The following is a 19,056-nucleotide window of genomic DNA, read 5'->3' on the forward strand; positions in this document are numbered from 1 at the left end:
GCGATCATGAGCACGACATCATCCAACACCCTGGCCAAGCGCCTGGCGCCCTGGGCCTTGCCAGTTCTGCTGCTGGCACTGTGGCAACTGGCGGTCAGCGCCGGCTGGCTGTCCACGCGCATTCTGCCGGCACCCAGCGCGGTCATCAGTGCCGGCGTCGAGCTGGTGCGCAGTGGCGAAATCTGGACGCACCTGGCGATCAGCGGCTGGCGCGCAGGTCTGGGCTTCGCCATCGGCGGCAGCATCGGCCTGGTCCTGGGCTTCATCACCGGGCTGTCGAACTGGGGCGAGCGCCTGCTCGACAGCTCCGTGCAGATGATCCGCAACGTGCCGCACCTGGCGCTGATTCCGCTGGTGATTTTGTGGTTCGGCATCGATGAGTCGGCGAAGATTTTCCTGGTCGCCCTGGGCACCTTGTTCCCGATCTACCTGAACACCTACCACGGCATCCGCAACGTCGACCCGGCGCTGGTGGAGATGGCACGCAGCTACGGCCTGTCGGGCTTCGCCCTGTTCCGCCAGGTGATCCTGCCCGGCGCACTGCCGTCGATTCTGGTCGGTGTGCGCTTCGCCCTGGGCTTCATGTGGCTGACCCTGATCGTCGCCGAAACCATTTCCGCCAATGCCGGCATTGGCTACCTGGCGATGAACGCCCGGGAATTTCTGCAAACCGACGTGGTAGTGCTGGCAATCGTGCTGTACGCGGTGCTCGGCAAACTGGCCGACCTGGCCGCACGGGGGCTGGAACGCGCCTGGCTGCGCTGGCACCCGGCCTACCAAGTGGCGAAGAAGGAGGGCGCATGACTGTGCTCAAGCAACAACCCCCGCACCTGCTGCGCGGCATCCCGCTGGCGACCCGCGACCTGCGCAAGACCTTCGGCAAGCGCGAGGTGCTGCGCGGCATCGACCTGCACATTCCGGCCGGGCAGTTCGTCGCCATCGTCGGGCGTAGTGGCTGCGGCAAGAGCACCTTGCTGCGCCTGCTGGCCGGCCTCGACCTGCCCAGCCAGGGGCAGTTGCTGGCCGGCGCGGCGCCTCTGGCCGATGCCCGCGAGGAAACCCGCCTGATGTTCCAGGATGCCCGGCTGCTGCCGTGGAAGAAGGTCATCGACAACGTCGGCCTGGGCCTTTCGGGTAACTGGCGTGAACAGGCGTTGCAGGCGCTGGATGCGGTCGGCCTGATCGACCGCGCCAATGAGTGGCCGGCAGCGTTGTCGGGCGGGCAGAAACAGCGGGTGGCGCTGGCCCGTGCGCTGATCCACAAACCGCGCCTGCTGCTGCTCGACGAACCCCTTGGCGCGCTCGATGCGCTGACCCGCATCGAGATGCAACAGCTGATCGAGCGACTCTGGCGCCAGCACGGTTTCACCGTGCTGCTGGTGACCCACGATGTCAGCGAAGCGGTGGCGGTGGCCGACCGGGTGATTCTCATCGAAGACGGCGAAATCGGCCTGGACCTTGAAGTCGATCTGCCTCGGCCCCGCGCACGCGGCTCACACCGCCTGGCGGCACTGGAAAGCGAAGTGCTCAACCGTGTCATGTCGGTGCCGGGCGCCCAGCCCGAACCCGACCCCGTAGCCCCCCTGCCGACGCAACTGCGTTGGGCGCACTAACCCTGAAACCCTGAAGTACCGCATCCAACCACTCTCGAAGGAAATAGCCATGACCATCAAAGCGATCAACGTCCGTAATCAGTTCAAAGGCACCGTGAAAGAAATCCTCGAAGGCCCGGTGTTGTCGGAAATCGACGTGCAGACCGCCTCCGGCGTCGTCACCTCAGTCATCACCACCCGCTCGGTGCGCGAGCTGGAGTTGCAGGTAGGCAGCGAAGTGATTGCCTTCGTGAAATCGACCGAGGTGTCGATCGCTAAGCTGTGACAACTGGCAGAGCATCGTGCGCGACGTCCGCTGCAGGAAGATGTTCAGTCACGTGGAGGGTGATTGCGTGGCTGGGGGTTGTCCTGGGGCGGGCGTATAGCTATTCGCGCGGGTGTTGCAGAAGACAGGCAGGCGTGTAGCACAGCGACGACATTCGTCTGAGAGCTATTGCTTCCTGCCTCGACACTTCCGCCCCCAGCCCAATTGCAAATCCCCCACCACTTGCCCACAATGCGACCGGTTATCATTTACGCTGCGTCCGGACGCGCTCTATGCCTTCTCACAACCAGGGCGTGACTACGCTCTACCTCGACCATCATCGTTGGCTGCACGCTTGGTTGCACGGCAGGCTGGGCAATGCCGCGGACGCGGCCGATCTGGTTCAGGAAACCTTCGTTCGCCTGCTCAACCGCCGCGAGCGGCTCGAGCTGAAAACCCCGCGGGCGTTTCTGCGCACGGTGGCCAAGGGCCTGGTCATCGATCACTGGCGGCGTGGCGAAATCGAGCGTGCCTATCTGGAAGCGCTGGCCCAGCGTCCTGATCTGGAATCGCCCTCACCTGAATCCCGCGAGTTGGTGTTCGAACTGCTTGAGCGCATCGCGCGCATGCTCGATGGCTTGAAACCCAAGGTCCGCCAGGCCTTTCTGCTGGCGCAATGCGAGGGCTTGAGCCACCCGCAGGTCGCTGCGCGCATGGGCATTTCGCTGCGCTCGGTCGAGCGCTACGTGGCCGATGCGCTGTACCACTGCTACCTGTTGCGATACGGCGCGTGAGCCGCGCACAGGCGCTGCAGCCGCCTTGCGAGGCGGTGGTCCGGCAAGCGATCGAATGGTCGTTGCGCTTGCAGGTGCATCCACGTGATTCACGCCTGTACGAGCAATGCCAGCGCTGGCGAGGCCTGGCCGCCGAGCATGAGCGTGCCTGGCAACGGGTGCAGGCGTTGAGCGGCGAATTGAGTGAGCAGTTCGCGGCGCTGCCCGCCACCGGCGTTGCGATCGAAGCGCTGGAGCAGAGCCAGCAACGATTGCAGCGGCGCCAAGCCTTGAAGCTGCTCTCGGGCGTGGCGGTACTGGGCTGCGCCGGCTGGTTCGCCCGTGACTTGGCACCCTTGCAGCAGTGGCGCGCCGACTACGCCACCGGCATTGCGCAGCGCAGCACTTTCCACCTGGCCGATGGCACGTCGCTGCAACTGAACACCGACAGCGCGGTGCAGCACGATGTCGACGAGCGTCGCCGCTCGATCATCCTCACCCGTGGGGAAATTCTGCTCGATACCGCCACTTCGCACCCGACCGAGGGCCGGCCGGTTCTGCAGGTTCATAGCGACCATGGCGTGTTCGAAACCTTGGCCGGGCGCTTCGTGGTGCGTCGCGACGAGCTTCAGACCCGCCTGAGCGTAATCACCGGTGAGGTGCTGGTGCGTCCTTTGAATGGGCGCCCGGTGCAGGCGCGCCCCGGCCAGGACTACCGGGTAAGCGCCAACCAGGCACACCTGGTGGCTGACCCGGACATGGACGCCAGTGCATGGATCGACGGGCTGATCGTCACCCGCGGCATGCGCCTGCACGACTTCCTCGCGGAAGTGGCGCGTTATCGCAGGGGGCGTGTGGTGTGCGCCGACGATATCGCCGACTTGCGGTTGTCGGGCGTGTTTCGTCTGCAAGACACCGACAAACTGCTGGCCGTTCTGCCGCAGACCTTGCCCGTGCGGGTCGAGTACCGCACACGTTGGTGGGTGACCTTGCGCCGGCACGCGTGATTTTTTGGCGGGTTTTCCCAGGTGGTCCGGCTATAGAGCAATTCCCACCTCGATCCCGTCTTTCATGGAACCCCCGATGACCCGGCAACTGACCCCTTCTCACGCGCATTCGTCCGTCGCTTGCGTTCGTGCACCACGCACCCGGCTAGGCAGCGCGATCAGGCTCGCGACCTTGACCACTGCGTTGGGCATCACCGCTTTACCCATGCTGAGCCTGGCCGAGGAAACCGCAGCGGTGGCCGCCAGCACCCGCGCCTATGCAATTGCGCCAGCCCCCTTGGATCAGGCGCTGAACCAGTTTGCCCGCCAAGCCGGCATCACCCTGTCGGTCACGCCCCAGCAAACGGCCGGCGTGCAGTCTGCCGGTTTGCAGGGCCAATACTCGGTCGAGCAAGGTTTGGCGATGCTGCTCGGAGCCAGTGGTTTGCAGGCGGTGGCCACCGACAGCGGCAGTTACGTGGTGCGCAGCGCCGAAACCGAGGCGCTGTCGTTGTCTGCGACCGACATCCGCAGCTTCACCTTGGGCAATGCGCTGGGCAGCACCGAGGGCTACAACGCGTCGCACAGCCAGATCGCGACCAAGACCAGCACCGCATTGCTGGAAACCTCGCAGTCGGTGTCGGTGGTGACCCGTCAGCAGATGGATGATCAGGGCGCGCAGACCGTCGCCCAGGCCATGCGCTACACCCCTGGTGTGCTGACCAACCCCTATGGCGCCACCCACCGCTACGACTACGTCGCCATGCGCGGCTTCAATGACGGCGCGGTGGATAACATCTACCTCGACGGCCTGAAGTCGATGGGCGACAGCGGCACCTTCAGCACCATGCAGGTCGACCCGTACTTCCTCGAGCGCGTGGATATTCTCAAAGGCCCTTCATCGGTGCTCTACGGCCGTAGTTCTCCCGGTGGCCTGGTGGCGCTGACCAGCAAGAAGCCGCTGTACACCCCCTACCACCAGATCCAGGCCACCGTCGGCACCCAGGGCCAACGTGGCGTGGCCTTCGATTTCAGCGGGCCGGTCGATGACGACGAACGCATCGCTTACCGGTTGATCGGCCTTGCCGACAAATCCGACACGCAATTCGACCATGCCGAAGAAAAGCGCTACGCGATTTCGCCGACGGTCAGCATCGACTTTTCCGAGGACACCTCGCTTACCCTTCAGGCCTACCTGCAGCACGATCCAGAAGGCGGCTATCACGGCGGCGTGCCGGCAGATGGCGCCCTGCACAAGCGCAACGGCCGACGGATTTCCGAGCATTTCTTCGACGGCGAGCCGAATGTCGACGGCTATAGCCGTGATCAGAAGTCGTTCAGCTATCAGTTCGAGCATCGCTTCAATGATGTCTTCACGGCGCGGCAGAACTTCCGTTACCAGGACTCGAAGGTCAAGATCGACCAGATCTACAGCTACGGCTGGACCACCCCGACCAGCAACGAGCTGAACCGCTACTACACCGGCGGCGACGAGCGCCTGCATGCCTTCATCATCGACAACATGCTGCAAGCCGACGTCTTCACCGGCAGCGCCAAGCACACGTTGCTGCTGGGCGCCGATTACCAGCGGCGCAAGACCGTGGTCGACTGGACCAGCGGCGCCGTGGCCCCGCTCGATGCGTTCGAGCCTGCCTATGGCAACGACGCGATCGACTACTACAGCCCCACCAGCTACCTGCGGCGCCTGGAGCAAACCGGGGTCTATGCCCAGGACTTGATCGAGTGGGATCAATGGCGCTTCTCGCTGGGCCTGCGCCACGACTGGGTCACCACCTCGGACGAGAACCGCATCGCCGAGGCCGCGCGCCCACTAGGCACCGAGATCGAAGACAAGCGCACCAAGACCACCGGCCGTGCCGGCGTGCTGTATCTGTTCGAAAACGGCATTGCGCCGTACCTGAGCTATTCGCAATCGTTCAACCCCAACTCCTATTCCGACAGCGCCGGCAACCCGCTGGCGCCCACCGACGGCACCCAGTGGGAGGCTGGCATCAAGTACCAGCCGCCGGGCACGGACAATCTGTTCACCGCCTCGGTGTTCCATATCGAGCAGGAAAACCTCGCCTCCAAGCTGCCGCAGGAGAACTTCTACCGGCCCGTCGGCGCGGTGCGCTCGCAGGGTCTTGAGCTCGAAGCGCACCTGCAACTGACCGACAACTTCAAGTTGCTGGGCAGCTACACCCTGACCGACATCGAATACTCGAAGACGATGCCGAGCACCTTGAGCACGCCAGGCAATGTCATCGACAACAAAGGCAACTCACCGACTCAGGCGCCCAAGCACATGGCGTCGTTGTGGGGCGACTACGCGTTCAACAGCGGTGCGCTGGACGGCCTGCGGGTAGGTGGCGGGGTGCGTTACGTCGGGTATAGCTGGGCCGACGCCGAGAACACCATGAAGGTGCCGTCTTACACGCTGTTCGACGCCTCGGTGGGCTATGACCTGGGCAAGGTGGGGCTTAAGGGCGTGGATGTGCGGCTCAATGCCAACAACCTGACCAACGAATCCTATGTAGCGTCGTGTGCGAGCCTGAGCTTTTGCTACATGGGTGAAGAGCGCAACGTGAATGCGACGGTGAGTTATCAGTTCTGAAGGGCGCAACCCAAGGAGCATTCGCGGCTGACGCCGCTCCTACAAGGCCGCGGACCCTGTAGAAGCGGCTTTAGCCGCGATGGGCCGCGACGCTCACTCCGCCACGTTCTTTTGCAGATACGCCGGCAGATAAATCCCCAGATACGCCTCGAACACGCGCATGCCTTCCTCGGCCATGCGCGGGGTGATCACCTCGTGCTGCTGGATCGAGCGGGCGTAGACGCGGTCGCTCAAGGCCAGGGCCAGGGCGAATACCTCGACATCGTCAGGCAGAGCCGGCAACTGGAAGTGCTGCTCGAACAGCTGGTGCATCAGCCTGTCCAGTTCGAGGTCGTGCTGGCGGTCGGCCTGGCTGACTTCGCTCAGCCCGTGCTGGGCGAGAATCAGCTGACGTGCCGCGGCATCGTGGTGATACACCGTCAGCATGCGCTGTTCCAGCAGGCGCGCCAGGTCATGCCAGGTGTGCAAGGCGCTGCTGTCAATAGGCGCGAGCAGCGCCTGGCGGAAGGCGTGGTGAATGTCGCCAGTCAGCGCTTCGAGCAATGCCGGGACGCTGGCGAAGAAGTGATACACCGACGACGGCGGAATCTGCGCGCGTTCGGCCACGCTGTAGATCGACAGACCGGCCACGCCCTGCTCGGGCAGCAGGTCGCGGGCGGCGGCGAGGATCGCTGCGATCCGCGCCTGGCTGCTGGCGCGCGGCCGGCGCGGGGCGAACGCGCGGCTCATCAGTTGCTGATGGCCAGGATGCTGGCCTGATAGGCGCCGACGAACAGGTCGAAATCACCCACTTCCTGCTGCTCGAGACGGGTCTGCTCCACCAGCGAATCCCGCGCCATGGCTTCGAACGCTTGTTGCCGCTCGCTGGATAATGGCTGGCTGCGCAGGGTCTCGGCGTGGGCCAGGCTCTGGCGCATGGAGAACGCCGCGAAGCTTTCGTTGTGCTGCTGCATGCTGGCCAGCACTCGCGCAGACGGAGTCTGCGAAGGATCATCGACCTTGGCTTGCTGCACACCCAATGCGTTGACGTGTTCGTCGCTGTCATTGGCCTGGTCGAGCAGTTCGGCCAGTGGCCGGATGCGTTCAAGCAGTTCGTTGGCCCAGGTGGTGAGGGGAATCGCCTGGCCATCACGGCTAAGTTCCAGACCCGGACGCCGACCTTCCTTGACCACACTGAGGAAGTTGTCGCTGCACTGGCGGCACTCGGCGTTGTCCAGCTGTGGACTGTCGTCCAGAGCGCAGAGCAGCAGGAAGGCATCGAGGAAGCGCGATTGCGGCAGATCGATGCCCACTGGCAGGTACGGGTTGATGTCCAGACAGCGCACTTCGACGTACTGCACGCCGCGCGCGACCAGCGCCTGGATCGGCCGTTCGCCGGTGTAGGTGACGCGCTTGGGGCGAATGTTGGAGTAGTACTCGTTTTCGATCTGCAGCACGTTGGTGTTGAGCTGCACCCATTCGCCATCCTTGTGCGTACCCACTTCGACATAGGCCGGGTAGGGCGTTGCCACCGCTCGGCGCAGGCTGTCGGTGTAGCTCTGCAGGTCGTTGTAGCACGGCGTCAGGCCGGCCTGGGCATTGCTCTGGTAACCCAGGTCGCTCATGCGCAGGCTGGTGGCGTAGGGCAGGTACAGGGTGGTGGCGTCGAGCTGTTCGAGCTGGTGCGCACGGCCGCGCAGAAAGCCTGCATCCAGCGCCGGCGAGGCGCCGAACAGGTACATCAGCAGCCAGCTGTAGCGGCGGAAGTTGCGGATCAGCCCGATGTAGGTGCGGGACTGGAAGTCGCGGTCGCTCTCCTGGCTGCCCTCGGCGGCGCGCAGCAGCGGCCACAGGGCTTCAGGCAGGGAAAAGTTGTAGTGAATACCGGCGATGCACTGCATGGTGCGCCCGTAGCGCAGGGCCAAGCCCTTGCGGTACACGTGCTTGAGCTTGCCGATGTTCGAGGTGCCGTATTCGGCGATGGGAATGTCTTCCTCGGCCGGCAACGCGCACGGCATCGATGGACTCCACAGGTACTCGTCGCCAAGCCCTGTGTAGACGAAACGATGGATGTCTTCGAGGTTTTCCAGCACTTGGGCCGGGTCGGTCAGCGCCGGGGTGATGAACTCCAGCAGCGATTCGGAATAGTCGGTGGTGATCTGCTCGTTGGTCAGTGCCGAACCCAGCGTATGCGGATGCGGGGTCTGGGCCAGGCGACCTTCGGCGGTGACGCGAAGGCATTCACGTTCAATGCCGTGCAGGCACTGCGCGAGCAGGGGAAGATTAGCGCTGAGCAGGCTCAGGCGGCTGTTGAGGAGGTCGCTCAAGATGTATTCCTTCACGCGTCAGTCGCCCCAATATGGGGGTGGAAAAGACGGTCTACAAGGGTAGGAAAAAAGGAACTGGCGTTGTCGCCTGGTTTACGCGGTTCCAGCAGTGCCACAGCACTGCCGAAAATACCGCAGATACCAATTGGTGAGCTAGACCGGGGAGAAGGTTCCTTGGACATTGCCGAGCTGGCTGTCGTCTTCGGGCGTGTCGGTGTCGGGCTGCGAAGCAGCCCGGTTGAGTGTACGCCCTGACCCACTGGCATCAGGGCGTCAACCTCACTTCTTCTTCAACTGCCGGGCATTGGCGAACAGCGCCGCCATGGCGTTGTTGGCCGGCGCTGCCGCTGGCGTTTCGCGCTGGCGCGGTGCCTGCGCCGGGCGATTGCCCGCAGCACCACGGCCGCCGCCGCGCTGGCCGTCGACCTTCTCGCCCGGCGTGTCGCCCATGCGCATCGACAGGCCGACACGTTTGCGCGGGATGTCTACCTCCATCACCTTCACCTTGACCACGTCGCCGGCCTTGACCGCTTCACGTGGGTCCTTGACGAACTTCTCCGACAGCGCCGAGATGTGCACCAGGCCGTCCTGGTGCACGCCGATGTCGACGAACGCGCCAAAGTTGGTGACGTTGGTGACCACGCCCTCGAGAATCATCCCCGGCTCGAGGTCCTTGAGGTTCTCGACGCCGTCCTGGAAGGTCGCGGTCTTGAACTCGGGGCGCGGGTCGCGGCCGGGTTTGTCCAGTTCCTGGAGGATGTCGGTGACCGTCGGCAAACCGAAGGTTTCGTCGGTGAAGCCCTTGGGGTCGAGACGCTTGAGGAAGCTGCTGTCGCCGATCAGCGAACGGATGTCGCGCTCGGTGCCGGCGGCGATGCGCTGCACCAACGGGTAGGCTTCCGGGTGCACGGCGGAGGCGTCCAGCGGGTTGTCGCCGTTCATCACGCGCAGGAAGCCTGCGGCCTGTTCGAAGGTTTTTTCGCCCAGGCGGCTGACTTTCTTCAGCGCCGCACGGGTGGCGAACGGGCCGTTGGCATCGCGGTGGGCGACGATGTTCTGCGCCAGGGTCGCGTTGAGGCCGGAGATGCGCGTGAGCAGCGCCACCGACGCGGTGTTGACGTCGACGCCGACCGCGTTCACGCAGTCTTCGACCACCGCGTCCAGGCCGCGCGCCAGCTTCACCTGCGACACATCGTGCTGGTACTGGCCAACGCCAATGGATTTCGGCTCGATCTTCACCAGTTCGGCCAGCGGGTCCTGCAGGCGTCGGGCGATCGATACCGCGCCGCGGATCGACACGTCCAGATCAGGGAATTCACGAGCGGCCAGCTCGGATGCGGAGTACACCGAGGCGCCGGCTTCCGAGACCATGACCTTGGTCATCTTCAGCGCCGGGTACTGCTTGATCAGGTCGGCGGCGAGCTTGTCGGTTTCGCGGCTGGCAGTGCCGTTGCCGATGGCGATCAGCTCCACCGAATGCTTGGCGCACAGCGCGGCGAGCACGGCCAGGGTGCGGTCCCAGTCGTTACGCGGCGCGTGCGGGTACACGGTAGCGGTGTCGAGCAGCTTGCCGGTGGCATCGACCACCGCTACCTTGCAGCCGGTGCGCAGGCCCGGGTCCAGGCCCAGGGTGGTGCGCGGGCCGGCGGGGGCGGCCAGCAGCAGGTCGTGCAGGTTGTGCGCGAAGACGTTGATCGCCTCGCTCTCGGCGCTGTCACGCAGTTCGCCGAGCAGGTCGGTTTCCAGGTGGGTGTAGAGCTTGACCTTCCAGGTCCAGCGCACCACTTCGCCCAGCCATTTGTCGGCGGCCCGGCCACGGTTCTCGATACCCACGTGCTCGCCGATCATCAGCTCGCACGGGTGCAAGGTGCCGGGCAGCTCGTCGCCGACTTTCAGTGACGCGCTGAGCATGCCTTCGTTGCGGCCACGGAAGATCGCCAGGGCGCGGTGCGACGGCACGCTGCGCAGCAGTTCGTCGTGGGCGAAGTAGTCGCGGAACTTGGCGCCTTCCTCTTCCTTGCCCGGCACCAGTCGGGCACTGAGCACCGCTTCGTGCTTGAGGAAGGTGCGCAGTTTCTCGAGCAGGCCGGCGTCTTCGGCGAAGCGCTCCATGAGGATGTACTTGGCGCCTTCCAGCGCGGCCTTGACGTCGGCCACGCCCTTGTCGGCATCGACGAAGCGTGCAGCCTCGGTTTCCGGCGCCAGCTGCGCATCGCCGAACAGCGCATCGGCCAACTCGCCGAGGCCTGCTTCCAGAGCGATCTGGCCCTTGGTGCGGCGCTTTTGCTTGTAGGGCAGGTAGAGGTCTTCGAGGCGCGTCTTGGTATCGGCGAGCTGGATGTCGCGGCTCAGCTCCGGAGTCAGCTTGCCCTGCTCCTGGATGCTGGCGAGGATGCTGGCGCGGCGCTCGTCGAGTTCGCGCAGGTAGCGCAGGCGCTCGTCGAGGTGGCGCAGTTGGGTGTCGTCCAGGCTGCCGGTGACCTCTTTGCGGTAACGGGCGATGAAAGGCACCGTCGAGCCTTCGTCCAACAAGGCTACGGCCGCCGCGACCTGCTGCGGGCGAACGCCCAGTTCCTCGGCGATACGGCTGTTGATGCTGTCCATGAGAACTACCTGACAATGGGTGAATGCGTAGGCCGCGGGCGGGCGACAAGCCCGGCGCTGCTCGGTCAAGGCCGGGCATTATACGCATCGCATCCAGCTTGCGGTGATGGCCCCCGGCCAGCCTGCGCAGCAGGGAAGTGGCGCCCCGGGAAAAATCTGCTAACAATGCACACGGCACGGGCTACAGCGGCTACGCCATAATGCCGGCCGACATCAGAGGAGTTATTCATGAGTGGCACTGCAAACAACGCTGAAGGTGAAAAGATTCTCATCGTCGATGACGATCCGGGGCTGAGCAGTCTGCTTGAGCGTTTCTTCACCAGCAAAGGCTACCGTGCCCGCGCCGTGCCCAATGTCGAACAGATGGATCGCCTGCTGGCGCGCGAGGTATTCAACCTCGTCGTGCTCGATCTCATGCTCCCTGGCGAGGACGGCCTGTCCGCCTGCCGCCGGCTGCGCAGCGCGAACAACCAGATCCCGATCATCATGCTCACCGCCAAAGGTGATGAGCTCAGCCGCATCAAGGGCCTGGAGCTGGGTGCCGACGATTACCTGGCCAAGCCGTTCAACCCCGACGAGCTGGTGGCGCGGGTGAAAGCGGTACTGCGCCGGCAGTCGCCAAGCGTTCCCGGCGCCCCGGGCAGCGAAGACGAAACCGTCACCTTCGGCGACTACGAGCTGTCGCTGGCCACCCGCGAGCTCAAGCGCGGCAACGAGGTCCACATGCTCACCACCGGTGAGTTCGCCGTGCTCAAGGCGCTGGTCATGCATGCCCGCGAGCCGCTGACCCGCGACAAGCTGATGAACCTGGCCCGCGGCCGCGAGTGGGATGCGCTGGAGCGCTCCATCGACGTGCAGATTTCCCGCCTGCGCCGCATGATCGAGCCCGACCCTTCCAAACCGCGCTACATCCAGACGGTATGGGGCGTCGGCTACGTGTTCGTACCGGACGGCAACGCCAGTAAATGAAGCCCCGTTCGCGGGCGCTCCCTGATGCAGCAGGGCGATCCTCGGTGATCGCCCTGTTTGCGTTCGCGTTCGGCCAGCGGCATCGCTGCGCCCCTGTCATTCAGCAGTTGGTCCGATGAAAACGCCTCTCTGGTTCCCGCAAAGCTTCTTCTCTCGCACCCTGTGGCTGGTGCTGATCGTCGTGCTGTTCTCCAAGGCGTTGACCCTGGTCTACCTGCTGATGAACGAGGACGTACTGGTCGACCGTCAGTACAGCCACGGCGTGGCCCTGACGCTGCGCGCGTACTGGGCGGCCGATGAAGAAAACCGTGATCAGATCGCCGAGGCAGCCGGGCTGATCCGCGTCACCGGCGCCGGCGTGCCGGAAGGCGAGCAGCACTGGCCCTACAGCGAAATCTACCAACGGCAGATGCAGGCCGAGCTGGGCGAAGACACCGAAGTGCGCCTGCGCATCCATGCGCCGCCCGCGCTGTGGGTCAACGCACCGAGTCTTGGGCCGGGCTGGCTGAAAGTCCCGCTTTACCCACACCCGCTGCGCGGCCAGAAGATCTGGAACGTGCTGGGCTGGTTCCTCGCCATCGGGCTGCTGTCCACGGCCTCGGCGTGGATTTTCGTGCGTCAGTTGAACCAGCCGCTCAAGCGCCTGGTGTTCGCCGCGCGGCAACTGGGTCAGGGCCGCAGCGTGCGGTTGCCGATCAGCGATACCCCGAGCGAGATGACCGAGGTGTACCGCTCGTTCAACCAGATGGCGGAAGACGTCGAGCAGGCCGGGCGCGAGCGCGAGCTGATGCTCGCTGGGGTTTCCCACGACTTGCGCACGCCGCTGACGCGCCTGCGGCTGTCGTTGTCGCTGATGGACGCCGAGCACGACCTCACCGACGACATGGTCCGTGACATCGAAGACATGGACGCCATTCTCGACCAGTTCCTCGCCTTCATTCGCGATGGGCGTGACGAGCCGGTGGAGGAGGTCGACCTCAATCACCTGATCCGTGAAGTGGTGGCCCCGTACAACCAGCCCGAAGAGCAGGTGCGCCTGTGCCTCGAGCCGATCCCGCCCTTCCCGCTGCGGCGTGTGTCGCTCAAGCGCATGCTCGGCAACCTGATCGGTAACGCCTTGCATCACGGCGGACAGGCGGTGGAGGTGGCGGCTTATGTGTCGGGCGACCACAGCGCGCCCTACGTGGTGCTCAGTGTGCTCGACCGCGGCGCCGGCATCGACGAGTCGGAGCTGCAGAGCATCTTCAACCCGTTCATTCGCGGCGACCGTGCCCGTGGCGGCAAGGGCACCGGCCTGGGCCTGGCCATCGTCAAGCGTATCGCCGCCCAGCATGGCGGCAACGTTGAGCTGCGCAACCGCTCAGGCGGCGGTATCGAAGCGCGGGTAAGGCTGCCACTCGGGCTGCTGCTGCCGCGCAACGCGGTCTGAGCCGCCCGCGCTCGCTGCGCCAGCAGGGCGCAGCCGGCGCGGGTGTCAGCCTTTGCCCTTGGTGCGGGTCTGGTTCGGGCCGCCGTTCTTTTCCAGGTGCTCGATGATCATCCCGGCCACGTCCTTGCCGGTGGTGACCTCGATGCCCTCAAGGCCTGGCGAGGAGTTGACCTCCATCACCAGCGGGCCGTGGTTGGAGCGCAGGATGTCGACCCCGGCCACGCTCAGGCCCATGACCTTGGCCGCGCGTATGGCCGTCATGCGTTCTTCCGGGGTGATCTTGATCAGGCTGGCCACACCGCCGCGGTGCAGGTTGGAGCGAAACTCGCCGGGCTTGGCCTGACGCTTCATCGAGGCGATGACCTTGTCGCCGACCACGAAGCAGCGAATGTCGGCGCCGCCGGCTTCCTTGATGTATTCCTGAACCATGATGTTCTGCTTCAGGCCCATGAACGCTTCGATCACCGACTCGGCCGCCTTGGTGGTCTCGCACAGCACCACACCGATGCCCTGTGTACCTTCCAGCACCTTGATCACCAATGGCGCGCCGTTGACCATCTGGATCAGGTCGGGAATGTCGTCAGGGGAGTGGGCGAAACCTGTGACCGGCAGGCCGATGCCGCGCCGCGACAGCAACTGCAGCGAGCGTAGTTTGTCGCGCGAGCGGGCGATGGCCACCGATTCGTTGAGCGGGTAGACGCCCATCATCTCGAATTGGCGCAACACGGCGCAGCCGTAGAACGTCACCGAGGCGCCAATGCGTGGAATCACCGCATCGAACCCTTGCAACGGTTTACCGCGGTAGTGGATCTGCGGCTTGTGGCTGGCGATGTTCATGTATGCCCGAAGGGTGTCGATGACGACGACTTCATGGCCACGTTGGGTACCGGCCTCGACCAGACGACGGGTGGAATACAGACGCGGATTACGCGACAGCACTGCGATCTTCATGCGGCACCTGTGGCAGGAAAGGTAGTTGCCGGGTAGGCCGGCTTGTCCTGAACGTATTTCAAACCGGGGTTCACTACCAATTGACCGTGAACCAACGCTTTCGAGCCAATCAAAAGGCGATATCGCATGCGCTTGCGACAGGCCAGGGTAAATTCCACCTCCCAGCGCCGGTCACCCAGTGCCAGGGTGGTGCGAATGACGTAACGCATCTGCTCGTGGCCGTTGGAGCTTCTGATCAGGCGCATGCTCACCAGCGGCGCTTCGCAGGGGTGGGCGCGCAGCTGTTTGAGGCTGCCCAGATGTGCGATGAAGCGTACCCAGGGCTCACCATTGCGCTCGAATGGTGTGATCTCGGTGGCGTGCAAACTGGAAGTGCTGGCGCCGGTGTCGATCTTGGCGCGCAGGTTGGCAACGCCCAGGTCGGGCAAGGCGACCCATTCGCGCAGGCCGATCACACTCAGATGGTCAAATGTCTTCACATAACACGCCTTGTGGATAAGGGGGTGAACTGTAAGCACCACGCGGACTTTTTGCATCCGTCAGTGAAGGTAGTACAGTTCCGTGAACGACTGAATTCGAGGAATCGGGATGACCGCCAAAGGCGAAGATGACGACAAGGTCCGCCTGGATAAATGGCTGTGGGCAGCGCGTTTCTATAAAACCCGGGCGCTGGCCAAGGCGGCCATCGAGAGTGGCAAGGTGCATTGCCGCGGCGAACGCTGCAAACCGGGCAAGGAACCCCGCGTAGGCGACAGCTTCGTATTGCGCATGGGATTCGATGAGAAGACCGTGGTGGTCAAGGCACTCTCTGCCGTGCGTCGCGGAGCGCCTGAGGCGCAGTTGCTGTACGAAGAGACCGAAGACAGCATCCGCCGCCGCGAGCAGGCCGTCGAGCTACGCAAGGCCGGCGCCACCGGTGTCACCACCGATGGTCGGCCGAACAAGAAACAGCGCCGGCAGATTCATCAACTGCACGGCCATTTCGGCTGAGCGACAGGGCCTCGGCGCGCGCCATCAGGCGCGGCGCACGATGCTCATCCGGTTGATCAGCGGCAGTTTCTGCAGCAGCGTGAACAACGGTGTGGTCCAGCGCACCAGGGCGGAGCTGGCCTTGGCCGCCAGCGGCGTGTAGCAGCTCCAGCCCAGCGCCAGAATCGCCATCAGCAGGCCACCGATGTAGTCGTCCTGGCCCCAGTGCGCGCCGGCCACCAGGCGTGGCAGCATGAAGATCACCGCCAGGCTCCAGATCACCACATGTTGCCAGGTGCGGCGGCTGAACAGGCTCATGAACAGCGCCCAGACCAGCAAGACCGAGGCATGATCGCCCGGGAAGCTCTTGCTGGAGCGGTCTTTCAATTCCCAGGACTGTTCCAGCGTGGGGTAGTAGTCGCTGAGGTGGATGGCGCTCGGGAAGTTCATCGACGGGCTGGAATGTTGCCAGCCCATGGCGTCCACCCACTTGGAAAACAGCGCGCGAATCACCACTAACAGCAACAGCGTGACCAGAAACCCGAAGAACGCCGCGCGCACCTGGAATGCACTGAACACCCAGTTTCCGCGAATCAGCAGGCCGAGCATGATCAGGCCCACGACGATGTCGAATGGGCGCAGGCTGCCCACCGTCCAGATGTAACGCCAGGTCGTGCTTTCGGCCAGCGGCGCATTGAGGGTATGGAACAACCACTCGTCGAAAGTCAGACACAGTTGGTGGCCAATAGGCCATAACCAGAAACACAGCAGAGCAATGGGCAGCAAGGTGCACACCGCCAGCGGCCCCCAAGCCCATCTGGCTTGGAACAAGGGTTGATTGTCCATAAGATACCTTTATCACCAGCGAAATTTCAGTGCGTCAACGCGCACTCGGCAGCGGGTTTTCACTTCCCGAATATCATTTTGTCATTATTTTCAGATAGCCAGAACCTATGAGCGACTTGCCTGACACCGATTTCACCCAACGCTTCATCTTCGACGACCGCGACGTGCGCGGCGAGTGGGTGTCGCTCGAACACAGCTATGCCGAGGTATTGGCCCGGCATCCGTATCCTGCGCCGGTCGCGACCCTGCTCGGCGAACTGATGGCGGCCACCGCCTTGCTGGTCGGCGCGCTCAAGTTCGACGGTTTGCTGATTCTTCAGGCACGCTCGCAGGGGCCGATTCCTCTGCTGATGGTCGAGTGCTCAGGCGAGCGTGAAATCCGCGGCGTGGCCCGCTACGAAGCCGAGCAGATCGCTGCCGACGCGACCCTGGCCGAGCTGATGCCCAACGGCCACCTGACCCTGACCATCGATCCGGTCAAAGGCCAGCGCTATCAAGGTACGGTCGAGCTGGACGGTGTCGATCTGGCGCAGTGCTTCACCAACTACTTCCTGCAGTCGCAGCAGTTGAATACGCGTTTCTGGCTCGATGCCAGCGATGGCAAGGCCCGTGGTCTGCTGTTGCAGCAATTGCCGGTCGACCGCGAACCCGATGCCGATGAGCGCGAAGACAGCTGGCAGCATGTACTGGCCCTGGCCAGCACCTTGAAAGCGGACGAATGGGCGCAGGACAACGAAACCCTGCTGCACCGCCTCTACCATGAAGACGCCGTGCGCCTGTTCGACGCTAACCCTCTGCGCTTCCATTGCAGCTGCTCTCGCGAACGATCGGGCAATGCGCTTGTCAGTCTTGGCGAAGCCGATGCCAAGGCGCTGGTGGAAGAGTGTGATGGGCAGATCGAGATCGATTGCCAGTTCTGCAATGAACGGTATTTCTTCGATGCCAGCGATGTTGAACAACTGTTCAACGGCGGTGGTACGGACGCCCCCTCAGAAACTCGCCACTGAATCGTTTAAGCCCAAGATATTCTCCTGTCGAATTGCGCAAATCCGCAGTTCTGACAGGAGGGGCCTACTTTTTTTGGGCTTTTCTGGCATAATCCGGCCACTTTTTTCGCTGTAGTAGTTTTATACCGACCACTACAAAACGTTTGGAGCACTCGGCCTCGGGCCGGATGAGGATCTCTCATGACGCAAGCCAACAACACCGTGTACAACGACCTGAGCGTCGATGAACTGGTAAAAGAAGCGCTGTCCCGCGGTGAAGGCGTGCTGGCCGATACAGGTGCGCTGGTAGTTGAAACCGGCCACCGTACTGGCCGTTCGCCGGCTGACCGTTTCATCGTCGAAGAACCTACCACTCAGGACGCCATTGCCTGGGGCCCGATCAACCGCAAGTTCCCGGCCGACAAGTTCGATGCCCTGTGGGACCGCGTACAAGCCTTCAACGATGCCCAGGATCACTTCGTTTCCTACGTTCACGTAGGGGCCGCCGACGCACACTACCTGCCCGTCAAGATGACCACCCAGACCGCCTGGCAGAACCTGTTCGGCCGTTGCCTGTTCATCAATCCCGAACAGTACAACCCGGCTGGCCGTGGCGAATGGCAAGTGCTCAACGTTGCCAACTTCGAGTGTGTGCCCGAGCGTGACGGCACCAACTCCGATGGCTGCGTGATCATCAACTTCGCACAGAAGAAAGTGCTGATCGCCGGCATGCGTTACGCCGGTGAAATGAAAAAAGCCATGTTCTCGGTGCAGAACTTCCTGCTGCCGGCTGCCGACGTACTGCCGATGCACTGCGCCGCCAACATCGGTGAAGACGGCGACGTGACCTTGTTCTTCGGCCTGTCCGGCACCGGCAAGACCACCCTCTCGGCCGACGAAAGCCGTTACCTGATCGGTGACGACGAGCACGGCTGGGGCGAGGGCGTGGTGTTCAACATGGAAGGCGGTTGCTATGCCAAGTGCATCGACCTGTCCGAGAAGAACGAGCCGGTCATCTGGAAAGCCATCAAGCATGGTTCGGTGCTGGAAAACGTCATCATCGATGACGCCAAGCACGCCGACTACAGCGACGTCAGCCTGACCCAGAACAGCCGCGCGGCCTACCCACTGGAGCACGTTGCCAAGCGTTCGGAAGCGAACCTGGGTGGCGAGCCCAACGCGGTGATCTTCCTGACCTGCGACCTGACTGGCGTACTGCCTCCGGTGTCGATCCTCAACAACGAGCAGGCGGCCTACCACTTCCTGTCCGGCTACACCGCACTGGTCGGCTCTACCGAAATGGGTTCGGGCAGCGGCATCAAGTCGACCTTCTCGACCTGCTTCGGCGCGCCGTTCTTCCCGCGTCCGGCAGGCGAGTACGCCGAGCTGCTGATCAAGCGTATCAACGCTTTCGGCTCCAAGGTGTACCTGGTCAACACCGGCTGGACCGGCGGTGGCTACGGCGTCGGCAAGCGCTTCAACATCCCCACCACCCGTGCGGTGATCGCGGCGATCCAGAGCGGCGCGCTGATCGGTGCTGAAACCGAGCACGTCGCCACTATCAACCTGGATGTGCCTAAAGCCGTTCCGGGCGTCGATACCGAGCTGCTCAATCCGCGCAACACCTGGGCTGACAAAGCCGCTTACGACGAAGCCGCCAAAGGCCTGGCCAAACTGTTCACGGAAAACTTCAAGAAGTTCGAAGTGTCCGAGGCCATCGTTGCCGCAGGTCCTCAGCTGTAAGCCATTGCCGCTGACCGAAAGCC

Annotated in this window: 17 protein-coding genes; 11 read left to right on the forward strand and 6 right to left on the reverse strand. The window is 63.6% G+C overall.

Annotation, left to right across the window (positions count from 1 at the left end; all coding sequences use genetic code 11):
- Positions 1-6 precede the first annotated feature (6 nt).
- From ssuC to H618_RS0100910, 6 genes are all read left to right on the forward strand, one after another.
- Positions 7-804 (forward strand): aliphatic sulfonate ABC transporter permease SsuC, encoded by a 798-nt coding sequence (gene ssuC, locus H618_RS0100885; RefSeq protein WP_028693260.1) that lies wholly within the window; start codon positions 7-9, stop codon positions 802-804.
- Positions 801-1,613: an aliphatic sulfonates ABC transporter ATP-binding protein gene (ssuB, locus tag H618_RS0100890; protein WP_028693261.1), complete on the forward strand. Its 813-nt coding sequence runs from the start codon at positions 801-803 to the stop codon at positions 1,611-1,613. The genes ssuC and ssuB overlap by 4 nt, the downstream gene beginning before the upstream one ends.
- Positions 1,614-1,662: 49 nt before the next feature.
- On the forward strand, positions 1,663-1,878 hold the full coding sequence (locus H618_RS0100895; protein ID WP_027595183.1) for a TOBE domain-containing protein: 216 nt from the start codon (positions 1,663-1,665) through the stop codon (positions 1,876-1,878).
- A 272-nt stretch (positions 1,879-2,150) separates the two neighbouring features.
- A complete protein-coding gene (locus H618_RS0100900; RefSeq protein WP_028693262.1) occupies positions 2,151-2,651 on the forward strand; it encodes a sigma-70 family RNA polymerase sigma factor in 501 nt (166 codons plus the stop codon).
- Complete coding sequence (locus tag H618_RS0100905; RefSeq protein ID WP_028693263.1) at positions 2,648-3,637, forward strand: FecR domain-containing protein; 990 nt, start codon at positions 2,648-2,650, stop codon at positions 3,635-3,637. Before H618_RS0100900 ends, H618_RS0100905 begins: the two co-directional genes overlap by 4 nt.
- A gap of 76 nt (positions 3,638-3,713) precedes the next feature.
- On the forward strand, positions 3,714-6,230 hold the full coding sequence (locus H618_RS0100910; protein WP_028693264.1) for a TonB-dependent siderophore receptor: 2,517 nt from the start codon (positions 3,714-3,716) through the stop codon (positions 6,228-6,230).
- Between the two features lie 93 nt (positions 6,231-6,323).
- Here the strand turns inward: H618_RS0100910 and H618_RS0100915 are convergent, their stop codons facing one another.
- From H618_RS0100915 to H618_RS0100925, 3 genes are all read right to left on the reverse strand, one after another.
- Positions 6,324-6,959 (reverse strand): TetR/AcrR family transcriptional regulator, encoded by a 636-nt coding sequence (locus tag H618_RS0100915; protein ID WP_028693265.1) that lies wholly within the window; start codon positions 6,957-6,959, stop codon positions 6,324-6,326.
- Positions 6,959-8,551: a glutamate--cysteine ligase gene (gene gshA / locus H618_RS0100920; RefSeq protein ID WP_028693266.1), complete on the reverse strand. Its 1,593-nt coding sequence runs from the start codon at positions 8,549-8,551 to the stop codon at positions 6,959-6,961. The genes H618_RS0100915 and gshA overlap by 1 nt, the downstream gene beginning before the upstream one ends.
- 264 nt (positions 8,552-8,815) lie before the next feature.
- Positions 8,816-11,140, reverse strand: coding sequence for a Tex family protein (locus H618_RS0100925; RefSeq protein WP_028693267.1), 2,325 nt, complete (start codon positions 11,138-11,140; stop codon positions 8,816-8,818).
- A gap of 228 nt (positions 11,141-11,368) precedes the next feature.
- On the opposite strand from H618_RS0100925, the gene ompR reads away from it, so the two are divergent.
- Both ompR and H618_RS0100935 read left to right on the forward strand, forming a co-directional pair.
- Positions 11,369-12,109, forward strand: a complete 741-nt coding sequence (gene ompR, locus H618_RS0100930; protein ID WP_028693268.1) for an osmolarity response regulator transcription factor OmpR — start codon at positions 11,369-11,371, stop codon at positions 12,107-12,109.
- A 115-nt stretch (positions 12,110-12,224) separates the two neighbouring features.
- Positions 12,225-13,538: an ATP-binding protein gene (locus H618_RS0100935; RefSeq protein ID WP_028693269.1), complete on the forward strand. Its 1,314-nt coding sequence runs from the start codon at positions 12,225-12,227 to the stop codon at positions 13,536-13,538.
- Between the two features lie 45 nt (positions 13,539-13,583).
- Here the strand turns inward: H618_RS0100935 and rimK are convergent, their stop codons facing one another.
- Both rimK and rimB read right to left on the reverse strand, forming a co-directional pair.
- Complete coding sequence (rimK, locus tag H618_RS0100940; RefSeq protein WP_028693270.1) at positions 13,584-14,489, reverse strand: 30S ribosomal protein S6--L-glutamate ligase; 906 nt, start codon at positions 14,487-14,489, stop codon at positions 13,584-13,586.
- Positions 14,486-14,968, reverse strand: coding sequence for a retropepsin-like aspartic endopeptidase RimB (gene rimB, locus H618_RS0100945; protein ID WP_028693271.1), 483 nt, complete (start codon positions 14,966-14,968; stop codon positions 14,486-14,488). Before rimB ends, rimK begins: the two co-directional genes overlap by 4 nt.
- A 109-nt stretch (positions 14,969-15,077) precedes the next feature.
- Between rimB and H618_RS0100950 the strand changes: the two genes are divergently transcribed.
- A complete protein-coding gene (locus H618_RS0100950) occupies positions 15,078-15,479 on the forward strand; it encodes an RNA-binding S4 domain-containing protein (protein ID WP_028693272.1) in 402 nt (133 codons plus the stop codon).
- Positions 15,480-15,503: 24 nt separating this feature from the next.
- On the opposite strand, the gene H618_RS0100955 is transcribed toward H618_RS0100950, so the two are convergent.
- Positions 15,504-16,304 (reverse strand): phosphatase PAP2 family protein, encoded by an 801-nt coding sequence (locus tag H618_RS0100955; RefSeq protein WP_028693273.1) that lies wholly within the window; start codon positions 16,302-16,304, stop codon positions 15,504-15,506.
- Between the two features lie 107 nt (positions 16,305-16,411).
- Here H618_RS0100955 and hslO point away from each other — a divergent pair, with 107 nt between their 5' ends.
- A complete protein-coding gene (gene hslO, locus H618_RS0100960) occupies positions 16,412-17,311 on the forward strand; it encodes an Hsp33 family molecular chaperone HslO (protein WP_028693274.1) in 900 nt (299 codons plus the stop codon).
- Between the two features lie 180 nt (positions 17,312-17,491).
- Positions 17,492-19,033 (forward strand): phosphoenolpyruvate carboxykinase, encoded by a 1,542-nt coding sequence (locus H618_RS0100965; RefSeq protein ID WP_028693275.1) that lies wholly within the window; start codon positions 17,492-17,494, stop codon positions 19,031-19,033.
- The last annotated feature ends 23 nt before the right edge of the window (positions 19,034-19,056 follow it).

Origin of the sequence: Pseudomonas cremoricolorata DSM 17059 = NBRC 16634, assembly GCF_000425745.1 — a bacterium.
Taxonomy (GTDB): Bacteria; Pseudomonadota; Gammaproteobacteria; order Pseudomonadales; family Pseudomonadaceae; genus Aquipseudomonas; species Aquipseudomonas cremoricolorata.